Below are 18,591 nucleotides of genomic sequence, written 5' to 3'. Positions count from 1 at the left end.
CGTGCAACGGACTGAAGTCGTCGTCACCGGCCTCGGCGCGCTCACCCCCCTCGGCGCGGACGTGGAGTCCACCTGGAAAGCCCTGCTCGCGGGCGCGTCCGGCATCCGCGGCGGCGTCCTGCGAGACCACGAGGGCATCGGCCTCCCCGACACCGTCGCGGGGACGATGGCGGCCGACCCCGCCGAGTCGCTGCCGCCGGTGCGGGCCAGGCGGCTCGACCGCTCGCAGCAGGCGGCCCTCGTCGCGGCGGCCGAGGCCTGGGCCGACGCCGGTGCCCCGCGGGTGGACCCCGACCGGCTCGCGTCAGCGGTCGGCACGGGCATCGGGGGCGTAGGGACGCTGCTGAAGGAGGACGACGTCCTGGAGGCGGCCGGGACGCGGCGCGTCTCGCCCCGCACGGTCCCGATGCTCATGCCCAACGCCGCGGCCGCCCTGATCAGCATCGAGTACGGCGCCCGGGCCGGGGTCTACACGCCCGTCTCGGCCTGCTCCTCCGGTGCCGAGGCCATCGCCCTGGGGGCCAGGCTCATCCGCGCGGGCGAGGCGGACGTGGTCATCGCGGGCGGGACCGAGGCCGCGATCACCCCGATCACCGTGGCCGGCTTCGCCCAGGCGCAGGCACTGTCGCGGCACACCGCCGAACCCGCGTCGGCGTCACGGCCGTTCGCCGCGGACCGCAGCGGATTCGTCCTCAGCGAAGGCGCGGCCGTCGTGGTGCTCGAAAGCGCCGAGCACGCCGCCGCCCGGGGCGCGCGCGTCCACGCGGTCCTCGCGGGCGCCGGCATCGCCGCCGACGCCCACCACATCACGGCGCCCGCCGCCGACGGCCGCGGTCAGACGTCGGCGATGCGCAAGGCCCTCGCGCAAGCCGGCCTGGCTCCCGAGCGGATAGGCCACGTCAACGCCCACGCCACCGGAACCCCGGTCGGCGACGTCGCCGAGGCGCGCGCGATCGGGCAGGTCCTCGGCCGCGCCACCGTGACGGCCCCCAAGGCGGCGCTCGGTCACCTCTTCGGCGCGGCAGGGGCGATCGAGGCGCTCATCGCCGTCCTCAGTGTGGAGCACGGCGTCATCCCGCCGACCCGCAACCTCACCGACGGCGGCGTCGGTGACGACATCGACCTCGACGTGGTCACCGAACCACGAGAGGTCCCGCAGGAGGCCGTGCTCAGCAACTCGTTCGGCTTCGGCGGACAGAACGTCTCCCTCGTCGTCACCGGCGCGGATCACCTGAGGTGACGACGTAACGCCGTGCGCGAGCCCCTTGCCCGTCGGACGGGGCCGGGTCGGCGATGGCACCGCCGTGCGCTACGGCTGCTCCGGGCGTTCCGGCCAGGTCACGTCGGAGACCAGCGCGCGGAACGCCGTGCGGTAGACGGTGGGGCTGGTGCCGGTGGCGCGCTGGAAGTGGTGGCGCAGGTTGGCGGGGGTGCCGAGGCCGCTGCGGGCGGCGACGCGCTCCACCGGGTCGTCGGTGCGCTCCAGGAGCCGCTGGGCGCGCTGGATCCGCGTACGGAGCAGGTACTGGAGCGGGGCGAGCCCCGTCTCGGCGCGGAAGCGGCGGGTCAGGCTGCGGACGCCGAGCCCCGCCCGGCCCGCGATGTCGTCGAGGGTGAGCGGGTGGTGGAGGTTGGCCTCCATCCATCGCGTCACCGGTTCGAGGCTGCTGCCGGGCGGGGTGACGGCGTTGTACGCGGCCTCGGCGGCGGCCCCCTGAGCGGCTCGCGACCCGGGCCGCGCGAGGCCGTCCCGCGCCCCCGCCCCGGGAGCCGTCCCGGGAGCCCTCCCGTCGGCGTCCCCCGGCTCCGCGTGCAGATGCAGGAAGAGCTGCCGCTCCGTCTCGATGGCCACCGACTCCCCGTGGTCCAGGGTGATCAGGTGCAGACACAGGTCGACGCCTCCGAGCACCCCGGCCGCGCTGTGGAAGGGGCCGTCGGCCACCGCGGACCCCTCGAGGTCCACGTCGACGCGGGGGTGCAGCCGCGCCAGCTCCCGCGCGTGCCGCCGGCTGGTGGCCGCTCGGCGGCCGTCCAGGAGGCCGGTGGCCGCGAGCGTGAACGTGCCGGTGCCGACGGCGCCGACGCGGGCCCCGCGCGCCACCGCGGCGTGCAGGGCGTCCGCGACCCCGGGCGGCGGCGCGGCGCGGAAGCCCTCGTGCCCCGGCAGCAGCACCGTGTCGGCGTCGTGGAGCCCCTCCATGCCCCAGGGCGTCTCGACGCCGAAGGGCGCGGGGCCGCCCGTGCCCCGGAACCCCGGCCCCGCGCAGACCCGCACCTCGTACGCGACCGGGTGGTGGTGCCTGGCCGCCGTGGCGAAGGCCAGACCGGGGGCGGTGAGCTGGTGCCCCGGGACTCCGTCGAGGGCGAGGACGGCGATCACTGACATGTCCAGAATTTAGCCCAGGGTGACACCGCAGCCGCTGTTCGCGGGTTCCGTCCGCGAAGGATGATCGCAGAGCGGCGGGACGCAGGCGCACGACGCCTCGCCCACGCACGCTTCAGCACTCTTTGCGAAAGGCCCGTTCATGCACGCCACGGACACCGCTCCCGTCTCCGGAACCCCTTCCTCCCCTTCCGCCGCTCCCGCCGGCCCCGCCGACCGCGCCCGGCGCGGACCGCGCCGGCTGCTCGCCCGCGGCGCCGCGGCCCTCGGCGCGACCGCGCTGCTCGGCGTCACGGTGACGACCGGCAGCGCGAGCGCCATCGTCAACGGCGAGGACGCCACGCGGCACTACCCGTTCATGGCGACGGTGCCGGTCGAGGAGTACGGCGCCCAGTGCGGCGCGACGCTGGTCGACAGGCAGTGGGTCCTCACGGCCGCGCACTGCGTCAACCCCGAACTGGCCACGCTGACCGGCAAGATCCGCGTCGGCAGCGACCACCGTACGACCGGCGGCTCCGTCCGCAACATCGACAAGGTCGTCACCGCGCCCGGCTACGTCCAGGACATGACGGGCACCTCGTTCAACAAGAACGACCTCGCGCTGATACGCCTGGACCGCCCCGTCTCCCAGAAGCCCGTCCGCATCGCCGACAAGCCGGGCCCGGTCGGCACGCCCACCCGGATCCTCGGCTACGGCACGGTCGTCGAGGCGCCGTCGCTGGAGGACGCGAAGTTCCCGAACCGCCTCCAGCAACTGGACACGCGCCGGGGCGCGGTGAGCGAGTGCGCACCCGGCTGGGCGGGCAAGACGCGGCTGTGCACGGTCAGCCCGAAGCCGAAGGCCATGGCGTGCAACGGCGACTCCGGCGGCCCGCAGCTCCAGCGCGGCAAGAACGGCCGCTGGGAGCTGATCGGGGCCACCTCCGGGCCGGGCAGCCTCCGCGAGGGCTGCGGGACGGGGCCGGGACTCTACTCCAACGTGCCCGCCTTCAAGAGCTGGATCCACAAGACGATCCACAAGAGCGGCTGATCGACGACGCACGCGGCCGACGGACGACCCCTGTAGGCGCGGCCGACGGAGGGCCCCCGTGGGCGCGGCCGACGGACGGCCCCGTAGGCGCAACCGGCCGGCGTACTCCGCAGGTGGCTCACGTCGGCCGTGCCGAGCGGATGGTTGGATTCCCGACATGTCAGTGATCGCCGTCCTCGCCCTCGACGGGGCTCCGGGCCACCACCTCACCACGCCCGGCCTCGTCCTCGGCACCGCCTGCCGCGCGCACCCCGGTGTGTCCTACGAGGTCAGGCTCTGCGCGGCACCCGGGTTCCGGGCGACCGGCGGCCCGGGCCCGGCGCTCGCCGTCCGCCTGCCGGGCACCCTGGAAGACCTGGCGGACGCCGACGTCGTACTCGTTCCCGGGCACGACGGCCCCCGTGCCGGGCAGCCCCCCGAGGGTGTCGCCGCCGCGCTGCGTGCGGCGGCGGCCCGGGGCGGCCGTGTCGCCGCCGTCGGCACCGGCACGTTCACGCTCGCGGCCACCGGCCTCCTGGACGGCCGCCGGGCCACGACCGGCTGGCGGCACGTGGAGGAACTGGCCGCGCTGTACCCCCGTATCGACGTCGACCCGGTCGGCACGGTCGTCGAGGACGGGCCGTTCTGGACGGCGGCCGGGGTCTTCGGGGGCATGGACGTCTGTCTGCGCCTGCTGGCCCGCGACCACGGCCGCCGCGTCGCCGGGGAGACGTCACGGGAGCTGATCACGCCGCTGCACGGGGACGCGGACAGCGTTCAGGAGGCCATCGACCGGGAGCTCGCCGAGAGCGCGGGCCTCGAACCCACCCTGCGGTGGATCGAGACGCACCTCCACCTCCCGCTCACGCTCGCCGAGATCGCCGCCCACGCGCGCACCAGCCCCAGCGGCGTGACGCGCCGCTTCCGCGCCCACACCGGGCTCAGCCCGCTCCAGTACGTCCTGCGGGCCCGCCTGCACGAGGCGATGCGGCTGCTGCGGGAGACGGACACGCCCGTCGAAGGCGTCGCCGGCGCGACGGGGTTCACCTCGCCCGCCGCCCTGCGCCGCCACTTCCGCGCGCTCACCGGTACCACCCCCCGTGCCTACCGCCGCGCCCACACCCCCGCGGGCGGCCCGCCCCCGCCCGGTCCCTCGGCGCCGCCGGGCCCGCCCGCCGGGCCTGCCGGTCTACCGGGGTGACGCCTTCTTCCCGAAGGCACGGCGGTGCCGGGCGGGGGAGGGGTAGCGTTCCGGATACAGAACGGGGCCGTCTGGTGGAGTCGGTCCGGTCCCGGCGCGGAGGGCTTTCAGGGTGGAGCAGCGCATGTCTGTGCAGGAAGTGCTCGGCGGCCTGGGGGAGGCCGTCGGCAAGGAGCAGCACCGTGTGTGGTCGGCGCGGTGTGCGCGGGTGCTGGGTCTGGACGGCATCGCGGTGTCCATGCGGTCGGGTTCGGAGCTGGTGTGGTTCAGCGACGACACCAGCGCCTGGCTGGAGGACGTCCAGTTCACCCTGGGGCAGGGGCCGGGGGTGACGGCTGACTTCGTCGACGTCCCCTGCCAGGTCGTGGATCTGCGGGCGGACGAGCGGTGGCCGCAGTTCGCCGCCGAGGCCGGGACGATGGGGGTGCGGGCGGTGTTCGTGTGGCCGGTCCGGTCCGGACTGGCCCGCCTGGGGACCCTGTCGGGCTACCGTACGCAGCCGGGCGGGCTGACGCGGCTCCAGGCGGCGGACGGGCTGCGGGTGGCCGACGCGCTGGCCGGCCGGCTGCTGGCCTGGCGGCCGGACAGCGACGCCTCCGGCGACGGGCCGGGCACGGCGGGCATGATCGAGCTGCACCGGGCCGAGGTGCACCAGGCCACCGGGGTGCTCAGCTACCGGCTGGGCATCGCGCCGGACGAGGCGCTGGCACGGCTGCGGGCCCAGGCGTTCGCCGCCGGCCAGGACCTGGCCGACGCCGCCCACGACATCCTGCGGGAGCTGCCGTCGTGAATCCCCCGGGGCCCACCGCGCCGTTCGACCGGCGCGCATCCAGGAGTTGAGGACATGAGCAGGGACGAAGAGATCGCCCGGACCTTCGTGGAGCTTGCCGACACACTGGTCCAGGACTTCGACGTCATCGACTTCCTGCACCAGCTCACCGCCCGCTGCCGTGACATCTTCGCCCTCGCCGACGCCGCGGTCCTGCTGGCCTACCCCGAGCCGGAGCACATGTACAGCCCGGCGCCGTGCGACCCCAGCGCCGCCCTGGCCGGCGTCCTGGACCTGGCCCCGCGCGAGGGCCCCGCCCTGGAGGCCTACCGCGCCGCTGCCCCGGTGGCCCCCGGCGACCTCGCCCGCGCCCCCGCCGACTGGGAGCGCTTCACCGCCCGGGCGCGCGGGGCCGGCTACACCTACGCCGCCGCCGTACCGATGCGGCTGCGCCGGCAGGCCCTGGGGAGCCTCCTGCTGCTCAGCAGCAGCCCCTTGCCCGCGCAGGACCTGTCCACGGCCCAGGCGTTCGCCGACGCGGCCACCATCGGCCTGATCCACGCCCGGACCCTGCAGCAGACCGGCACCGTCGACGAGCAGCTCCACACCGCCCTGCACAGCCGCATCCTCATCGAGCAGGCCAAGGGCTATCTCGCCGCCCGGAGCGGCGCCTCCCTCAACGACGCCTTCGCCGTCCTGCGCGGCCACGCCCGCCGGCACCGCGTCCTGCTCACCACCACCGCCCGGCACGTCCTGACCGCCGGCGACCTCACCGCGGCCCCTCCGGCTTCACGGCCCCCGGCCGACACCTCCTCGACGGACTGAGCTCCGGCGGCGGCGCCGATGCGGGGTGGTGCCGGCCGTACCGCGTCCCGCCCCGCCACGAGGGCCTGGGCCCGTCAGTGTGCCGAGCCGATGAGGCCGTCGGTGGTGCACGTGATGTCGAAGAGCGCGTGCGCCTCCGTCAGGCGCAGTACGGCGCAGGGCTGGGCCTGGACGCCGGCCAGGACCAGGTGGCCTCCGCTGCCGTGTATGCGGTTGCGCAGCCGCAGGAGCAGGTTGAGGCCCATGGAGTCCATGAAGGAGACCCCGGACAGGTCAAGGTGCAGCGTCTTGTTCCCGACGGGCAGGACGGCGGTGGCTTCCTCCACGCGCGGGCAGGTGCGGATGTCCAACTCGCCGGTCACGGCGATGACGGTGCCGTCGAGGTGGTGAATGGCTGTCACGGTGAAGTCAGGCATGGTTCGTCCCCGGTTCCGGGATCGAGCCTCTCGCGGCCGCCGCCGGGGGCGGGCCGTCAAGCACGCGGCGTTGGGCCGCACGCAGCCGGGCAAGACCACCCGTACCGGTCCCCGGCCACCGGCGAGGGGTGGCATGAAGGCGGCACGGGGTCTCTCACCAGACCAGGCTGGCCTCTCGGCAGCGTGGCACGCCCGCCCCTGTCCTGGCCAGCCCGTCTGGGCCGCATAGGTAAACCTTGACCGATGTCACAGCCGGATGCCCCTCTCCGTGGGGTCGGGACCGGGCTCCGGACGACCGCGGAAGCGCTGTTCGTCCCGCCCCCGGGGCCGTCGGCAGCGTGCGTACTTCCGGTCATCGCCCGGTGGCCCGGCAGCCGAAGGCGTTGACGTCCGGTCCTGCCGACCGGCCAAGCCTCCGGGCACGTGCGGCAGCGGTACGCGGCAACGATTGTCCAGGTCCGCACGGAACCGCCCTCCGCAGCCACTGCCGCGGGGATCGTTGCAAGCGTTTCACCCCCATAACAACCGCGTGAACCAGGGGAGTTGCTTCAACGCGACACCATGTCTGAAATCTCTTGCAGTAGCTTGCGAAAGCGGTGTGCCTTCACAACGATGGGCGCCTGTCAGGGCCTGACCCACCCCTTCGCCAACTTCCGAAAGGGCACACTCATGGATCGCACCCGACCTCACATGCGCCTGCGCCTGGGCATCGCGGCGGTACTCGCCCTGCTCCTCGGGGCGTTCGTGGCGTCACCGGCGTCGGCCGCACCGGCCGCAGGGGCGCGGCAGAACTCGGTGGTGGCGACGTTCAACGTCACCGCGCAGACGCAGTGGGGCCAGCAGGTCTACGTGACCGGCAACCGCCCGGAGCTGGGGTCGTGGAACCCGAACAAGGCGGTACCGCTCTCCTCGGCCTCCTACCCGACCTGGTCGGCGACCGTGGTCCTGCCCGCCGGCACCAAGGTGGAGTACAAGTACATCATCAAGGCCGTCAACACCCCCGTCATCTGGGAGAGCGGCCCCGACCGCACCACCGTCACCCCGCCGACAGGCACCTACATCACCCACGACACCTTCCGTAACTGACCACCCGCAGCGAGGGCCGGGCGGGTTAACCGCCCGGCCCTCCGCCTGCGGATGTGAAAGCCCGTGTCGAGCAGCGGGTACGGCGCCGCGGTCGCCTCGTACCCGGCGTATCCACCCCGCCCGGGGCGCCCTCAACTCATGGGCGGTGAACGGGGGATCAGGGGTAAGACGTACCGACGGAGCCGCATGCTGCGGCAAGGAGGGTGGAGAGATGGCGATGGCGGACATGGCAGCTCCTGGCGGTGGCCCCGACCTCCCCGTCTGGGGCCAGGTGGCGTTCACCGCTGTGGCGATCGTTCTGGGAGTCGTCATGCTGGTGCATTTGTGGCGCAACCGGGGTCGCAACCGTGGGGGATCGCAGTGAGGCGCGCTGACCCGTAACGGATGCGGCGCAGCGCCTGCCTGTGCAGGACCCCGCCAGAGTGAACTCCCGATGCCTGATGGCTGGTTCGGGCTGTCGTGGCCAGGCTCGGCTTTCCCTCCGGATACAGTCGGTGTCCCGGAATTCTTGAGGGGCTGGTCCGGCCTGTCCGGCGCAGGCGACGGAAGGCCTCGGGCTGTCAGGCAGTGCGAAAGGAATGGAGTTCCCATGGTCGACGGCCACATGTCAGCCGCCGACGAGTCCGCCGTCGCCGGTGTGCGGCAGCGGGTCGCGGACCTGTTCGCCGAGGCGGGTGTCGATTTCTCGCCACACGAGCACGAGCCCGTCCTCGACTACGAGACGGCTGCTGCCGTCAGGGAGCGCTTCGGCCTCACGGGCACCGAGACCAAGTCGCTCTTCCTGCGCGGCAAGAGCGGCCGGTACGCGATGTTCGTCTCGGTCGAGGGCCGACGGCTCGACACCGCCAGGGCGCGGGCGGCGCTGGGGGAGAAGTTCTCCATCGCCTCGGGGGAGGAGTTGCGGTCCGTCACGGGCTGCGTGCCTGGATGCGCGGTTCCTTTCGGGCTTCCGCCGCAGGTGACGCTGTTGCTCGACAGCGCTGTCGGACAGGAGCGGTGGCTCATCTTCTCGCCCGGGCCGCCGACCGAGACGATCGAGGTCGAGGCCTCCGACTGGGCGGCCCTCGTGTCGAAGACCGGCAACCCTCTTGTGAAGTACTGAACCCCGCCGCCGGTGCCGGGGCAGCGGCGTTCGTCCTCCGTCGTGCCGAACGGCACCGCGGACGGCTGGCCGGCTCGTCCTTGGTGCGCCTTGCGTTGCGTCAGAGGGCGTCGGCGGTGGAGGACGGTGTCCGTGGTGGACGCCGGGAGCGGGTGGAGGAGGCCGTCGCCAGGGCGCGCAGGAGCGGGCTGCGGCCGCGGTCCGGGACCGTCTTGAGGGGGTGGCCTCGTACTCCCCAGCGCTCCAGGAGGGTGTTGGCGGCCAGGAAGCCGGTCGTGGCGGCGCGTTCCATGAGGGCCACGGGCAGGTCGGTGCGGACCAGGTCGCCGGCGACGACCAGGCCGGGGTGCGGGGTGCGTACGGTGGGGCGGTCGGTGTGGCCGCCCACCGGGAACAGCGGGCAGTCGTCGCGCCAGACGTGGCGGGCGTCGAGCACCGCGGCCGTACGGGTCTCCGGGTAGACGCGGTGGAGTTGGTCGAGGAGGAGCTTCTGCTCCACCTCCCGCGTCGCGTCCGGCGGTACGGCGTAGGCGTGCAGTTCCACGACGGAGCCGCCCGTGCGGGCGCTCCAGCGGGCCGCCTCGTCCTCCCAGCGCTCCAGCACGCTGACGTTGTCGAGGCTGCCGAAGCCGCTGGTGCCGAGGAAGCCGGGCCGCTCGGGCGCGACCGGCCGGTCCAGCCACAGGCGCGTGACCAGGAAGGGCGGGGCGATGCGGAGCCGGGCGATCCGTTCGCGCCAGAGGGTGTCGCCCACCTCTGCGCTGCGCTGCACCAGGGAGCGCAGGCCGCCGGTGTCGAGGGCGAGGACGACGGCGTCGTAGCGGAGTTCGTCGTGGTCGGTGGCGACGGTGTGGCCGCCGTCCGGGGTGGGCGCGACGTGCTGGACGGCCGTACCGGTGCGGACGCGGGCGCCGTGGCCGCCGAGGTGGGTGGCGAGGGGGTGCCACAGGGCGGTGGGGTAGGGGGCGTCGGGGACGTCGAAGAGCAGGCCTTCGGAGGAGCCGAGGAAGTAGATGTGGAACATCAGCGCCATCTCGGCCGCCGACAGGTGGCGCGGGTCGGCGAAGAAGCTGCGGGAGAACACCTCGAAGGCGAGGTGGCGGGCGCTGCGGGGGAAGCGCAGGGTGTCCAGGAAGTCGTGGGCGCTGGTCGCGTCCAGGCGGTCGTACACCTCGGGCACGCGCACGTCGAGGAGTGGCAGGGCCGCGCCCGGGTTCATGGCGGGCAGGTCCCGCAGCCGGAACGAGGGGCTGAGCGCGACGAAGCCGAGCGCGCTGAACGGCGGGGTGCGCGGGACGTGCCGGAAGCTGTCGCGCAGGCCGCAGGCGTGCAGCAGCGGGTAGTCGGGCAGGCCGGTGAGCCGCTCCAGGGCGGGGTCGGTGCGGCGCAGCAGGGCGCGCAGGTTGTAGTACTGGCGGAAGAAGGCGTGGAAGCCGCGGCTCATGGTCACCGGGGTGCCGTCGCGGAGTTCGGTCGGCCAGCCCCCGGCCCGCCCGCCGAGGTAGGACTCCTTCTCGTACAGGGTGACGGCCACGCCGCGTTCGGCGAGCGCGGTGGCCGCGGCGAGTCCGGCGATGCCGCCGCCGATCACGGCCACCGACGGCGGCGGCCCCTGCACGCGCGGGGTCCCGGGCCGGGCGGGCAGGACGACCGCTCGCCGGTCGCGGTCCCGGCGGGCGGGGCCGCGGCCCCTGTGGGGCGGGGGTACGGTGCCGCGGCCGGTGGCCGCGCGGGCGGGTGAGGTGCTCATCGCGCTTCCTGGGTCGGTTCGTCGGATGGGCGGGCGGCGCTCATCGCGCTCCCTCGGCCCGTTCGTCGGGTCGGCGGGCCACGAAGGTGTGGGTGATGCCGGTCTGCCAGCCCGGCAGGGGCAGGGGGCGGACCCGTTCGAAGCCCGCCGCGCGCAGCCGCAGCGCGAACCGCCCGGCGGTGTCGAACTCGACGACGCTGCGCCACAGGTGCCGGTACAGCCGACCGTCGCCCAGCAGCGTCGCGGCGGGCTGCACCACGCCCCGGCACACCAGCGTCCACACCGCGCGGTCGCCGCGCCGCCCGCTGAGGGTGTACTCGTGGACGCCGAGCCGCCCGCCCGGCCGGAGCAGGCCGCGCACGGTGGCGAGGACGGCGTCGGGATCGGTGACGTTGCGGAAGAGGTAGGCGGCGAAGACCGCGTCGAAGCCCCCGCGCACCCCGGCCTCGGCCAGCCGCTCGACGGGGGCGTGGACGAAGGTCACCTCGCGCGCCCACGGCTTGGCCGCCGCCCGCCGCAGCATGCCGGCCGAGGCGTCCACGGCCGTGATGTCGGCGGCGGGCAGCACGGAGCGCAGCGCCGCGGTGGAGGCGCCGGTGCCGCAGCCGAGGTCGAGCAGGCGCAGTCCCCGCCCGCCACCGGGCAGGCCCAAACGGCGTACCGAGCGGCGCAGGTGGGCGTGGTAGCCGGGGTTGGCGGCCACGAGGGTGTCGTAACTGCGCGAGGCGTGGTCGAAGGCGGCGGCGAGGTCCTCGTCGCGCAGGAGGGTCATGCGGTCTCCGTCGGGGGGTGCGGTGGCGTATGCGGGGAGTCGGCCGGGTGCGGTGACGGGTGCGGCCGTTCGGCCGGGAGCGGCGAGCCGGTCGGGCGCGGCGGCGTACGCGGTGGGTGGGCCGGGTGCGGTGGCAGGTGGGGCGCTGCGGGGACGTCGAAGGGGCGGCGGCGGAGGCGGGGCAGGTCCAGGGCGGAGCGCAGCATGGGCCCGGCGGGGGTGCGCAGGCCGATCGCCAGGTCCTCGTGGAGGCGGGTGTCCCCGTCGAGGAAGCGCAGCAACCGGGCCCCGGGCACCCGGGCGAACAGGCGGGTGAACAGCTCCGGCCCGTCCACCCGGCCGCTGTCCAGCGCGCGCAGCAGGACGGCGTCCATGGCGCGGGAGCGGGCCGAGTGCGCGGCGGGCGGTACCGGGCGGCGCCCCTCGCGCAGGGCGCGGGCGACGGCCCGGGCCTGGCGCTGGATCGCGGCGAAGGTGTAGCCGGTGGCGGGGCGGGTGGCGCCACCGGCGGCACCGATCCGGAACACGGACTCGCCCGCCCGGCGGGGGAGCGGCGCGTCGGACATCGGGATGACACCGGTCTCGGTGGCGGAGACCCGCCGTTCGCCGAGCCGCAGCACGTCGTCGGCGTAGTGCCGTACGGCGGCCTCGTAGGCGGGCGGCGTAAGGGGGCGGGCGGAGAACTCGGTGTACTCCACGAGCGCCTCGTGCGGGGTGAGCGGCAGCACGTAGCCGAAGGACAGGCCGTGGGCGGGCTGCGGGGTGCGGAAGTCCATCAGCTCCACGGTGGCGGGGTCGAAGACGGGCCGCGCGGTGTGCACGAACCAGCCGTGGAAGTGCTGGAGCAGCAGGGTGCGGGCGGCCGGCAGGCCGGTCGGCGGCCGCGAGTCGAACACCCAGCGGGCGTCGAGCACCCGCGCCGCGCCGTCGGTGTCCCGCAGGCACACCTGGGCGCCGTCCGGACCGTCCCGCACGGTGTCCACGGTCCCTTGCAGGCGGTGGACGTTGGTGCTGCGGGCCAGGTCCCGCAGCACCAGGCGCTCGAAGTCGTCGGAGCGGATCATGCGGTACCGCAGCGGGGAGATGTCCCTGACGACGCCGTCCCCGTCGGTGGCGCCGGCGTGGGGGCGTACGCGTACCCGGTGCCACTGGGCGCTGACGGCCGCGTCGAACCGGCCCGGACCCGCCGCCCAGTGGCACCAGGTGCGCGGGGGCGGCCGCAGCGGCCCGGGGGGTGCGTCGATGAGCACCACCGAAGGTGTGCGCAAGCCCGTCGCGTGGCCTGCGAGGCGGTGAGCCAGCGACAGACCGGCGGCCCCCGCCCCGACCACGGCCACGTCCCACTGCGGCACGGTGCTCTCCTTCCTCCGGCTCGTCCGACCGACTTCCTCCGGCTGGTGCTTCCGGGCCCGCCGGGGTGCGGGGCCGGTGGGTGCCCGGGCCCGCCGAGGTTCGGGCCGGTGGGTGCCCGGGGCGTGCGGCAGGGCGGTGGTGGCCGGGCTCATCGGTGATTCCCGTTTTCTCGTCTTCCCGCCTTCTCTTCGGCCCTGAGCACCCCATCGGATGCAGGGCACCCCCGGTCAGCGAGCACCCGGGCCGCGGACACGGCAGCGTAGAAGCGAGCGGGCCCGGGACCTGGTGGAAACGGGAGAGATCGCGCATCCGTCCGCGCCACCCGCGCCGAAACAGAAGGTGACGGCAACGACGGACTCCATGGAGGGAACCGGGATGCGCCCCAGCCACGCCCACGACCACCCCACGACCGCGCCACCGCGCCTGGTCGCTGTCGCGGAGGCGTCCGCTGCCCGGGCAGCCGCGGCGGAGGACACCACGGCCGAGGCGGGCGCGGCCGCGACCCTCGGGGCCCGGGCGGCCGCGGCCGAGGCGTCAGGGGCGGGCCGCGTACCCACGGTGGAAGCATGCGGGGCGGCCCCGTCGCGCATATCCGCCGCTGACGCCGGTACGGGAACCGCGCCCGCGCGGTGGTGGGACCCGGCGAGCGGTGAGCTGTCCGCCTGGGGGCCCCGCGAGGTGCGCGAGATCGACGCCGACGTGCCCGGGGCCGTCGGCCGCATGCTCGGCCACGTGTTGACGGAGCGTCTGCACCGGGCCCGGCAGGCGGACGCCGTCTTCGCCCAGGAGCTGGCCGAACGGGTGACCCGCTTCACCCTGCGGGGCGGCAAGCGCATGCGGGCGCGGCTGGTGTGGTGGGCCGCACGGGCCTGCGCCGGGCGGGACCCGGCGGCCGCGGCGGCGGCCCTGCGGGTCGGTGCCGCCCTGGAACTGCTCCAGACCTGTGCACTCGTGCACGACGACGTGATGGACCGGGCGTCCCTGCGGCGCGGCAGGCCCGCGCTGCACGCGGACGTGGCCGCCGACCACGTCGCCCGGGTGGGGTGCGAACGGGCCGACCGGTTCGGGCAGTCGGCCGCGATCCTCGCCGGTGACCTGGCGTTGGCCTGGGCGGACGACCTGGTGGCGCAGACGCCGCTGACCGACTGGACCGCCGCGGTGGTGCGACGGCTGTGGAGCGACATGCGGACCGAGATGGTGGCGGGCCAGTACCTGGACGTCCGGGGGCAGGTCACCGCCGCGCGGTCGTTGCCCCGCGCGCTGCGCGCCGCCTGCCTCAAGAGCGCCGCGTACTCGGTGGAGCGGCCCCTCGCGCTGGGCGCGGCGGTGGCGGGCGCGGACGAGTCGACGCTGCGGCGGCTGGGCGAGGCGGGCCGGTGCGCGGGGCTGGCGTTCCAGCTCCGGGACGACCTGGACGACGTCTTCGGCGACCCGCGCGAGACCGGCAAGGCGTGCGGCGGCGACATCCGCGAGGGCAAGCCGACCTATCCGGTCGCGGTGGCCCGGGCGCGGGCCGAGGCGGCCGGTGACTTGGAGGCGCTGGCCGTGCTGGAGCGGTGGCTCGGCGACGCGTCGCTCACCGCGAGCGGCCTGGCGCGGGTGCGCGAGGTGCTGGTGGCGACGGGTGCGCGGGCCGCCGTGGAGGCCAAGATCGAGCGCCTCGCCGCGCGGAGCCTGCGCCATGTCGACGGCGCCCGCCTCGCCCCGGAGGGCGCCGCCGAACTGCGCGGCCTGCTGCTGGCGGTGGCCGGGGCGCGACCGGGCGCGGACCCCGCCGCGCGTCCGACCCACGGCGAGGAGGCAGCGCACACCGGCGCGGGGGCCTGCGACGGCAGCAGCACGGGAGCCGACAGCGGCACCAGCGCGGCGGGTAGCGGCAACCCCGGCGCCCGCGGCAACCCCAGCGCTCGTGAGGGCATCAGCGCGACGGCCCGCGGTAACACCAGCGTCCACGACGGCACCAGTGTTCGCGACGGCACCAGCGCGGCAGCCTGCGGCAACCCCACCACCTGCGGCAACGCCCACGTCCACGACAGCACCAGTGCACGCGGTAACCCAAGCGCCCGTGACGGCATCAGCCCGGCGGCCCGCGGTAACGCCAGCGCCCGCGGCAACCCCAGCGTCCGCGACGGCACCAGCCCGGCAGCCCGCGGCAACCCCAGCCTCCACGACAGCACCAGCGCCCGCGGTAATCCCAGCGCACGCGAGGGCACCAGCGCGGCAGCCCGCGGCAACACCACCGCACGCGAGGGCACCGGCGCCCACCACGGCACTCGGCCCCGCCCGGGCGAGGAGGCCGTCCGATGACGCGGTCCCTGCCCGGACCCACGGACCACGTGGTGGTCGTCGGCGCCGGACTGGCCGGCCTGTCGGCGGCCCTGCACCTGCTGGGCGCCGGACGCCGCGTCAGCATGGTCGAGCGCGAGGAGCTGCCCGGGGGCAGGGCCGGGCGCCTCGACCTCGGCGGCTACCGCGTCGACACCGGCCCCACCGTGCTGACCATGCCGGAACTCGCCGACGAGGCGTTCGCCGCCGTGGGCGACAGCCTGTACCGCCGCGTCGACCTGGTGGCGCTGCACCCCGCGTACCGGGCCTGCTTCGCGGACGGCAGCAGGCTCGACGTGCACACCGACGCGGAGGCGATGGCCGCGGAGGTGGAGCGGTTCGCCGGAGCCGCGCAGGCCGCGGGCTACCGGCGGCTGCGCGCCTGGCTCGAGCGGCTGTACCGGGTGCAGATGCGCCGGTTCATCGACACCAACTTCGACTCGCCGCTCGGCCTGCTCGGCGCCGACCTCGCCAGGCTGGCGGCGCTCGGCGGGTTCGGCCGCCTGGACGCGCGGATCGGCCGCTTCGTGGACGACGAGCGGCTGCGCCGGGTGTTCTCCTTCCAGTCGCTGTACGCCGGTGTGCCCCCGGCGCGGGCGCTGGCCGCGTACGCGGTCATCGCCTACATGGACACCGTCGCGGGCGTGTACTTCCCGCGCGGCGGCATGCACGCCCTGCCGCAGGCCATGGCGGACGCCGCGGCCGACGCGGGGGCCGAGCTGCACTTCGGGCGGCGCGTGCGCAGGCTCGAGCGCACCGGGGCGCGGATCACGGCCGTCGTCACCGACGCGGGCCGCATCCCGTGCGACGCCGTGGTCCTCACCCCGGACCTGCCGGTCGCCTACCGGCTGCTGGGCCGCCGCCCGCTGCGGCCGCTGCGGCTGCGCCACTCCCCGTCCGCGGTGGTGCTGCACGCCGGGACCGACCGCACGTGGCCGCACCTGGCCCACCACACGATCTCCTTCGGCGCGGCCTGGCGCGGCACGTTCGACGAACTCACCCGCGCCGGGCGGCTGATGAGCGACCCATCGCTGCTCATCACCCGCCCCACCGCCACGGACCCCTCCCTGGCACCGCCGGGCCGGCACCTGCACTACCTCCTCGCCCCCTGCCCCAACACCGACATCGGCCCGGCCGCGGCCTCCTGGACCGACCTCGGCCCGCGCTACCGCGACGCCCTCCTGCGCGAGCTCCAACGGCGCGGCCTGGACGGCCTGGGGGCCGCCATCGAGGAGGAGTGCCTGGTCACCCCGGCCGACTGGCACGCCCAAGGGCACGCCGCGGGGACGCCGTTCTCCGCCGCGCACACCTTCGCCCAGACCGGCCCGTTCCGGCCGCGCAACCTGGTGCGCGGCACCGACAACGCCGTCCTGGCCGGCTGCGGCACCACCCCCGGCGTCGGCGTGCCCACCGTCCTGCTGTCGGGAAAGCTGGCCGCGGCCCGGGTGACCGGCCTGCCCCACGGTCGGCGTACCGCCAGAACGCGCACCTCCCCACCCGCACCGGCCCGGGGCGCGTCCCCGGCCGCCGTCGCCGGTCGGGGCGCCGACGCCGCGAGCGGAGGCACAGCCCCGTGACCGACCGGGAACTGGACGCCGCGGGGATCACCGGCCCCGCGCTGCGCGCGGCCTACCGGCACTGCCGGATCCTCAACGCGCGGCACGGCAGGACGTACTTCCTGGCCACCCGGCTGCTGCCGGTCGAGCGCCGGTCCGCCGTGCACGCGCTGTACGGCTTCGCCCGCTGGGCCGACGACATCGTCGACGCACCGGGCCCGGGCGGCGGCGCCCAGGCGCGCGGGCGGGCGCTGGCCCGGCTGCGGGACGAGCTGGAGGACGGGCTGCGGCGCGGCGGCGGCGACGAGCCGGTGGTGCGCGCGCTCGCCGACACCGCCCGCCGCTACGCCATCGACCACGCCCACTTCCGGGACTTCATGGCCGCCATGCGCGCCGACCTGGTGGTGCGGGACTACCCCACGTACGCCGACCTGCGCGGCTACATGCACGGGTCGGCCGCGGTGATCGGGCTGCAGATGCTGCCGGTGCTCGGCACGGTGGGCCCCCGGGAGGAGGCCGCGCCGTACGCGGCGGCCCTGGGCGAGGCCTTCCAGATGAGCAACTTCCTGCGGGACGTCGGCGAGGACCTGGACCGCGGGCGCGTGTACCTGCCCGCCGACCTGCTCGCCGGGCACGACGTGCAGCGCGACCTGCTGGTGTGGAGCAGGGCCACCGGGCGCCCGGACCGCCGGATCACCGCCGCGCTCAGGGAGTTCGAGGCGCTGACCCGCGGCGTCTACCGGGCGGCCGTGCCCGGCATCGCGCTGCTCGACCCGGTGGCGCGGCCCTGCATCCGCACCGCGGCCGTGCTGTACGGCGGCATCCTGGACGCCGTCGCCCGCGACGGCTACACCGTCGTGCACCGCCGCTCGGCGGTGTCGCGCCGGCGCCGGGCCCTGGTCGCCGCCGACGGACTGACCCGGGTGGCGGCAGCCCGGCTGCGGGCGCGCGTACGCCCCGCGGCCGGCCCATCGCTGTCCCGCCCGCCGGGCGCCGCCGCGCCCGGCCCCGCGGCGGCGCCGCACCGGACGAAGGAGAGCGTGTGAACCGCCGCCGCCTGCCGCTGTCGCTGCGCCGCGACGCCGTGCCCTGGGAGCGCCAGCGGCCCACCTGGCGCGAGGCGCGGCCCGCGGTCATCGCCGAGGCGCTGCACCGGGCGCAGGCCCGTCCGTCCGGGAACTGGTACGTCCTGGGCGCCTCGCGGGCGGTGGGGCGGGACGGCAAGCTGGCGCGGACCGTGGCGGGCCAGGAGGTCGTGGTGTGGCGCGGGCCCGGTGGCCGTCTCGTCGGCGGGCCCGGGATCTGCCCGCACCTGGGCGCACCGCTGCGGGACAGCCCGGTGCGCTGCGGCACGCTGGTGTGCCACTGGCACGGCCTCGCCCTGGACGGCGAGCCGTACGCGGGCTGGACGCCGCTGCCGGTGCACGACGACGGGGTGCTGGTGTGGGTGCGGCTGGACGCGGTGGGCGGGGAGGAACCCCTGGCCGCGCCGGTGGTGCCGCGCCGCCCCGCGGCCGCGCGCGCCCTGGCCGCGGTGTGGACGGGGGAGGGCACCTGCGAGCCCCAGGACGTGGTGGCCAACCGGCTCGACCCGTGGCACGGCGCCTGGTTCCACCCCTACTCCTTCGTCGACCTGAGGGTCGTGGACGCGCCCGGCGCGGCGGACGGCGGCGTGGACGCCCTCACCGTCGAGGTGTCCTTCAAGGTGGTGGGGCGTCTGGTGGTGCCGGTGCGGGCCGTGTTCACCGCGCCCGAGCCCCGCACGGTCGTCATGCGCATCACCGAGGGCGAAGGCGAGGGCTCCGTCGTGGAGAGCCACGCCACGCCGCTCGGCGCGGACGCCCTCGGCCGTCCCCGCACCGCCGTCGTCGAGGCGGTCATCGCCGCCTCGGACCGCCGCGGCTTCACCGCCGCCCGCCGCGCCGCGCCGCTGCTGCGCCCCCTGATCCGCACGGCCGCCGGCCGCCTGTGGCGGGACGACCTGGCGTACGCCGAACGGCGCTGGCACCTGCGGTCCACGGGCCGCTTCCCGGGGTGAGGCGAC

16 protein-coding genes are annotated in these 18,591 nt (G+C 75.8%); 11 read left to right on the top strand and 5 right to left on the bottom strand.

Annotation, left to right across the window (positions count from 1 at the left end; genetic code table 11):
- Window position 1 precedes the first annotated feature (1 nt).
- Entirely contained in the window at window positions 2–1,240 is a 1,239-nt protein-coding gene (locus QK440_RS15150; RefSeq protein ID WP_282793610.1) for a beta-ketoacyl-[acyl-carrier-protein] synthase family protein, read from the top strand.
- 69 nt (window positions 1,241–1,309) lie between these two features.
- On the opposite strand, the gene QK440_RS15145 is transcribed toward QK440_RS15150, so the two are convergent.
- Window positions 1,310–2,386, bottom strand: coding sequence for a helix-turn-helix domain-containing protein (locus QK440_RS15145; RefSeq protein WP_282793609.1), 1,077 nt, complete (start codon window positions 2,384–2,386; stop codon window positions 1,310–1,312).
- A gap of 139 nt (window positions 2,387–2,525) precedes the next feature.
- Here QK440_RS15145 and QK440_RS15140 point away from each other — a divergent pair, with 139 nt between their 5' ends.
- From QK440_RS15140 to QK440_RS15125, 4 genes are all read left to right on the top strand, one after another.
- Entirely contained in the window at window positions 2,526–3,413 is an 888-nt protein-coding gene (locus QK440_RS15140) for a serine protease (RefSeq protein ID WP_282793608.1), read from the top strand.
- Between the two features lie 157 nt (window positions 3,414–3,570).
- Window positions 3,571–4,593, top strand: coding sequence for a helix-turn-helix domain-containing protein (locus QK440_RS15135; protein WP_282793607.1), 1,023 nt, complete (start codon window positions 3,571–3,573; stop codon window positions 4,591–4,593).
- A gap of 124 nt (window positions 4,594–4,717) precedes the next feature.
- Window positions 4,718–5,383 carry a GAF and ANTAR domain-containing protein gene (locus QK440_RS15130; protein ID WP_282793606.1) on the top strand — a complete coding sequence of 222 codons (666 nt, stop codon included), beginning with the start codon at window positions 4,718–4,720 and terminating at the stop codon, window positions 5,381–5,383.
- 54 nt (window positions 5,384–5,437) lie between these two features.
- A complete protein-coding gene (locus tag QK440_RS15125; RefSeq protein ID WP_282793605.1) occupies window positions 5,438–6,187 on the top strand; it encodes an ANTAR domain-containing protein in 750 nt (249 codons plus the stop codon).
- Window positions 6,188–6,261: 74 nt separating this feature from the next.
- On the opposite strand, the gene QK440_RS15120 is transcribed toward QK440_RS15125, so the two are convergent.
- Complete coding sequence (locus tag QK440_RS15120; protein ID WP_282793604.1) at window positions 6,262–6,603, bottom strand: STAS domain-containing protein; 342 nt, start codon at window positions 6,601–6,603, stop codon at window positions 6,262–6,264.
- Window positions 6,604–7,272: 669 nt separating this feature from the next.
- Here QK440_RS15120 and QK440_RS15115 point away from each other — a divergent pair.
- A complete protein-coding gene (locus QK440_RS15115) occupies window positions 7,273–7,689 on the top strand; it encodes a carbohydrate-binding module family 20 domain-containing protein (protein ID WP_282793603.1) in 417 nt (138 codons plus the stop codon).
- A gap of 589 nt (window positions 7,690–8,278) precedes the next feature.
- On the top strand, window positions 8,279–8,791 hold the full coding sequence (locus QK440_RS15110) for a YbaK/EbsC family protein (protein WP_282793602.1): 513 nt from the start codon (window positions 8,279–8,281) through the stop codon (window positions 8,789–8,791).
- A gap of 100 nt (window positions 8,792–8,891) precedes the next feature.
- Here the strand turns inward: QK440_RS15110 and QK440_RS15105 are convergent, their stop codons facing one another.
- From QK440_RS15105 to QK440_RS15095, 3 genes are read right to left on the bottom strand one after another with little or no spacing between them, the layout of a single operon-like run.
- On the bottom strand, window positions 8,892–10,541 hold the full coding sequence (locus tag QK440_RS15105) for an FAD-dependent oxidoreductase (protein ID WP_282793601.1): 1,650 nt from the start codon (window positions 10,539–10,541) through the stop codon (window positions 8,892–8,894).
- Window positions 10,542–10,581: 40 nt separating this feature from the next.
- Window positions 10,582–11,313, bottom strand: a complete 732-nt coding sequence (locus QK440_RS15100; protein ID WP_282793600.1) for a class I SAM-dependent methyltransferase — start codon at window positions 11,311–11,313, stop codon at window positions 10,582–10,584.
- Window positions 11,310–12,665: a lycopene cyclase family protein gene (locus QK440_RS15095; RefSeq protein ID WP_282793599.1), complete on the bottom strand. Its 1,356-nt coding sequence runs from the start codon at window positions 12,663–12,665 to the stop codon at window positions 11,310–11,312. Before QK440_RS15095 ends, QK440_RS15100 begins: the two co-directional genes overlap by 4 nt.
- A gap of 376 nt (window positions 12,666–13,041) precedes the next feature.
- Here QK440_RS15095 and QK440_RS41395 point away from each other — a divergent pair, with 376 nt between their 5' ends.
- Genes QK440_RS41395 through QK440_RS15075 form a run of 4 tightly spaced genes read left to right on the top strand, consistent with a single transcriptional unit; the run spans window position 13,042 to window position 18,585 of the window.
- Window positions 13,042–14,973: a polyprenyl synthetase family protein gene (locus QK440_RS41395; RefSeq protein WP_349239293.1), complete on the top strand. Its 1,932-nt coding sequence runs from the start codon at window positions 13,042–13,044 to the stop codon at window positions 14,971–14,973.
- A complete protein-coding gene (gene crtI / locus QK440_RS15085; RefSeq protein WP_282793598.1) occupies window positions 14,970–16,568 on the top strand; it encodes a phytoene desaturase family protein in 1,599 nt (532 codons plus the stop codon). Before QK440_RS41395 ends, crtI begins: the two co-directional genes overlap by 4 nt.
- Window positions 16,565–17,593 (top strand): phytoene/squalene synthase family protein, encoded by a 1,029-nt coding sequence (locus QK440_RS15080; RefSeq protein ID WP_282793597.1) that lies wholly within the window; start codon window positions 16,565–16,567, stop codon window positions 17,591–17,593. Before crtI ends, QK440_RS15080 begins: the two co-directional genes overlap by 4 nt.
- Window positions 17,590–18,585, top strand: a complete 996-nt coding sequence (locus QK440_RS15075; protein WP_282793596.1) for a DUF5914 domain-containing protein — start codon at window positions 17,590–17,592, stop codon at window positions 18,583–18,585. Before QK440_RS15080 ends, QK440_RS15075 begins: the two co-directional genes overlap by 4 nt.
- The last annotated feature ends 6 nt before the right edge of the window (window positions 18,586–18,591 follow it).

Origin of the sequence: Streptomyces sp. CC224B (genome assembly GCF_030010595.1) — a bacterium.
Taxonomy (GTDB): Bacteria; Actinomycetota; Actinomycetes; order Streptomycetales; family Streptomycetaceae; genus Streptomyces; species Streptomyces longispororuber.
This window is presented reverse-complemented; position numbering and strand designations above follow the sequence as displayed.

Excerpts from the sequence above, each read along its gene's own strand:
- QK440_RS15145 (WP_282793609.1), bottom strand. The coding sequence starts at position 2,386 with ATGTCAGTGATCGCCGTCCTCGCCCTCGACGGAGTCCCGGGGCACCAG.
- QK440_RS15140 (WP_282793608.1), top strand. The coding sequence starts at position 2,526 with ATGCACGCCACGGACACCGCTCCCGTCTCCGGAACCCCTTCCTCCCCT.
- QK440_RS15135 (WP_282793607.1), top strand. The coding sequence starts at position 3,571 with ATGTCAGTGATCGCCGTCCTCGCCCTCGACGGGGCTCCGGGCCACCAC.
- QK440_RS15130 (WP_282793606.1), top strand. The coding sequence starts at position 4,718 with ATGTCTGTGCAGGAAGTGCTCGGCGGCCTGGGGGAGGCCGTCGGCAAG.
- QK440_RS15125 (WP_282793605.1), top strand. The coding sequence starts at position 5,438 with ATGAGCAGGGACGAAGAGATCGCCCGGACCTTCGTGGAGCTTGCCGAC.
- QK440_RS15120 (WP_282793604.1), bottom strand. The coding sequence starts at position 6,603 with ATGCCTGACTTCACCGTGACAGCCATTCACCACCTCGACGGCACCGTC.
- QK440_RS15115 (WP_282793603.1), top strand. The coding sequence starts at position 7,273 with ATGGATCGCACCCGACCTCACATGCGCCTGCGCCTGGGCATCGCGGCG.
- QK440_RS15110 (WP_282793602.1), top strand. The coding sequence starts at position 8,279 with ATGGTCGACGGCCACATGTCAGCCGCCGACGAGTCCGCCGTCGCCGGT.
- QK440_RS15105 (WP_282793601.1), bottom strand. The coding sequence starts at position 10,541 with ATGAGCACCTCACCCGCCCGCGCGGCCACCGGCCGCGGCACCGTACCC.
- QK440_RS15100 (WP_282793600.1), bottom strand. The coding sequence starts at position 11,313 with ATGACCCTCCTGCGCGACGAGGACCTCGCCGCCGCCTTCGACCACGCC.
- QK440_RS41395 (WP_349239293.1), top strand. The coding sequence starts at position 13,042 with ATGCGCCCCAGCCACGCCCACGACCACCCCACGACCGCGCCACCGCGC.
- crtI (WP_282793598.1), top strand. The coding sequence starts at position 14,970 with ATGACGCGGTCCCTGCCCGGACCCACGGACCACGTGGTGGTCGTCGGC.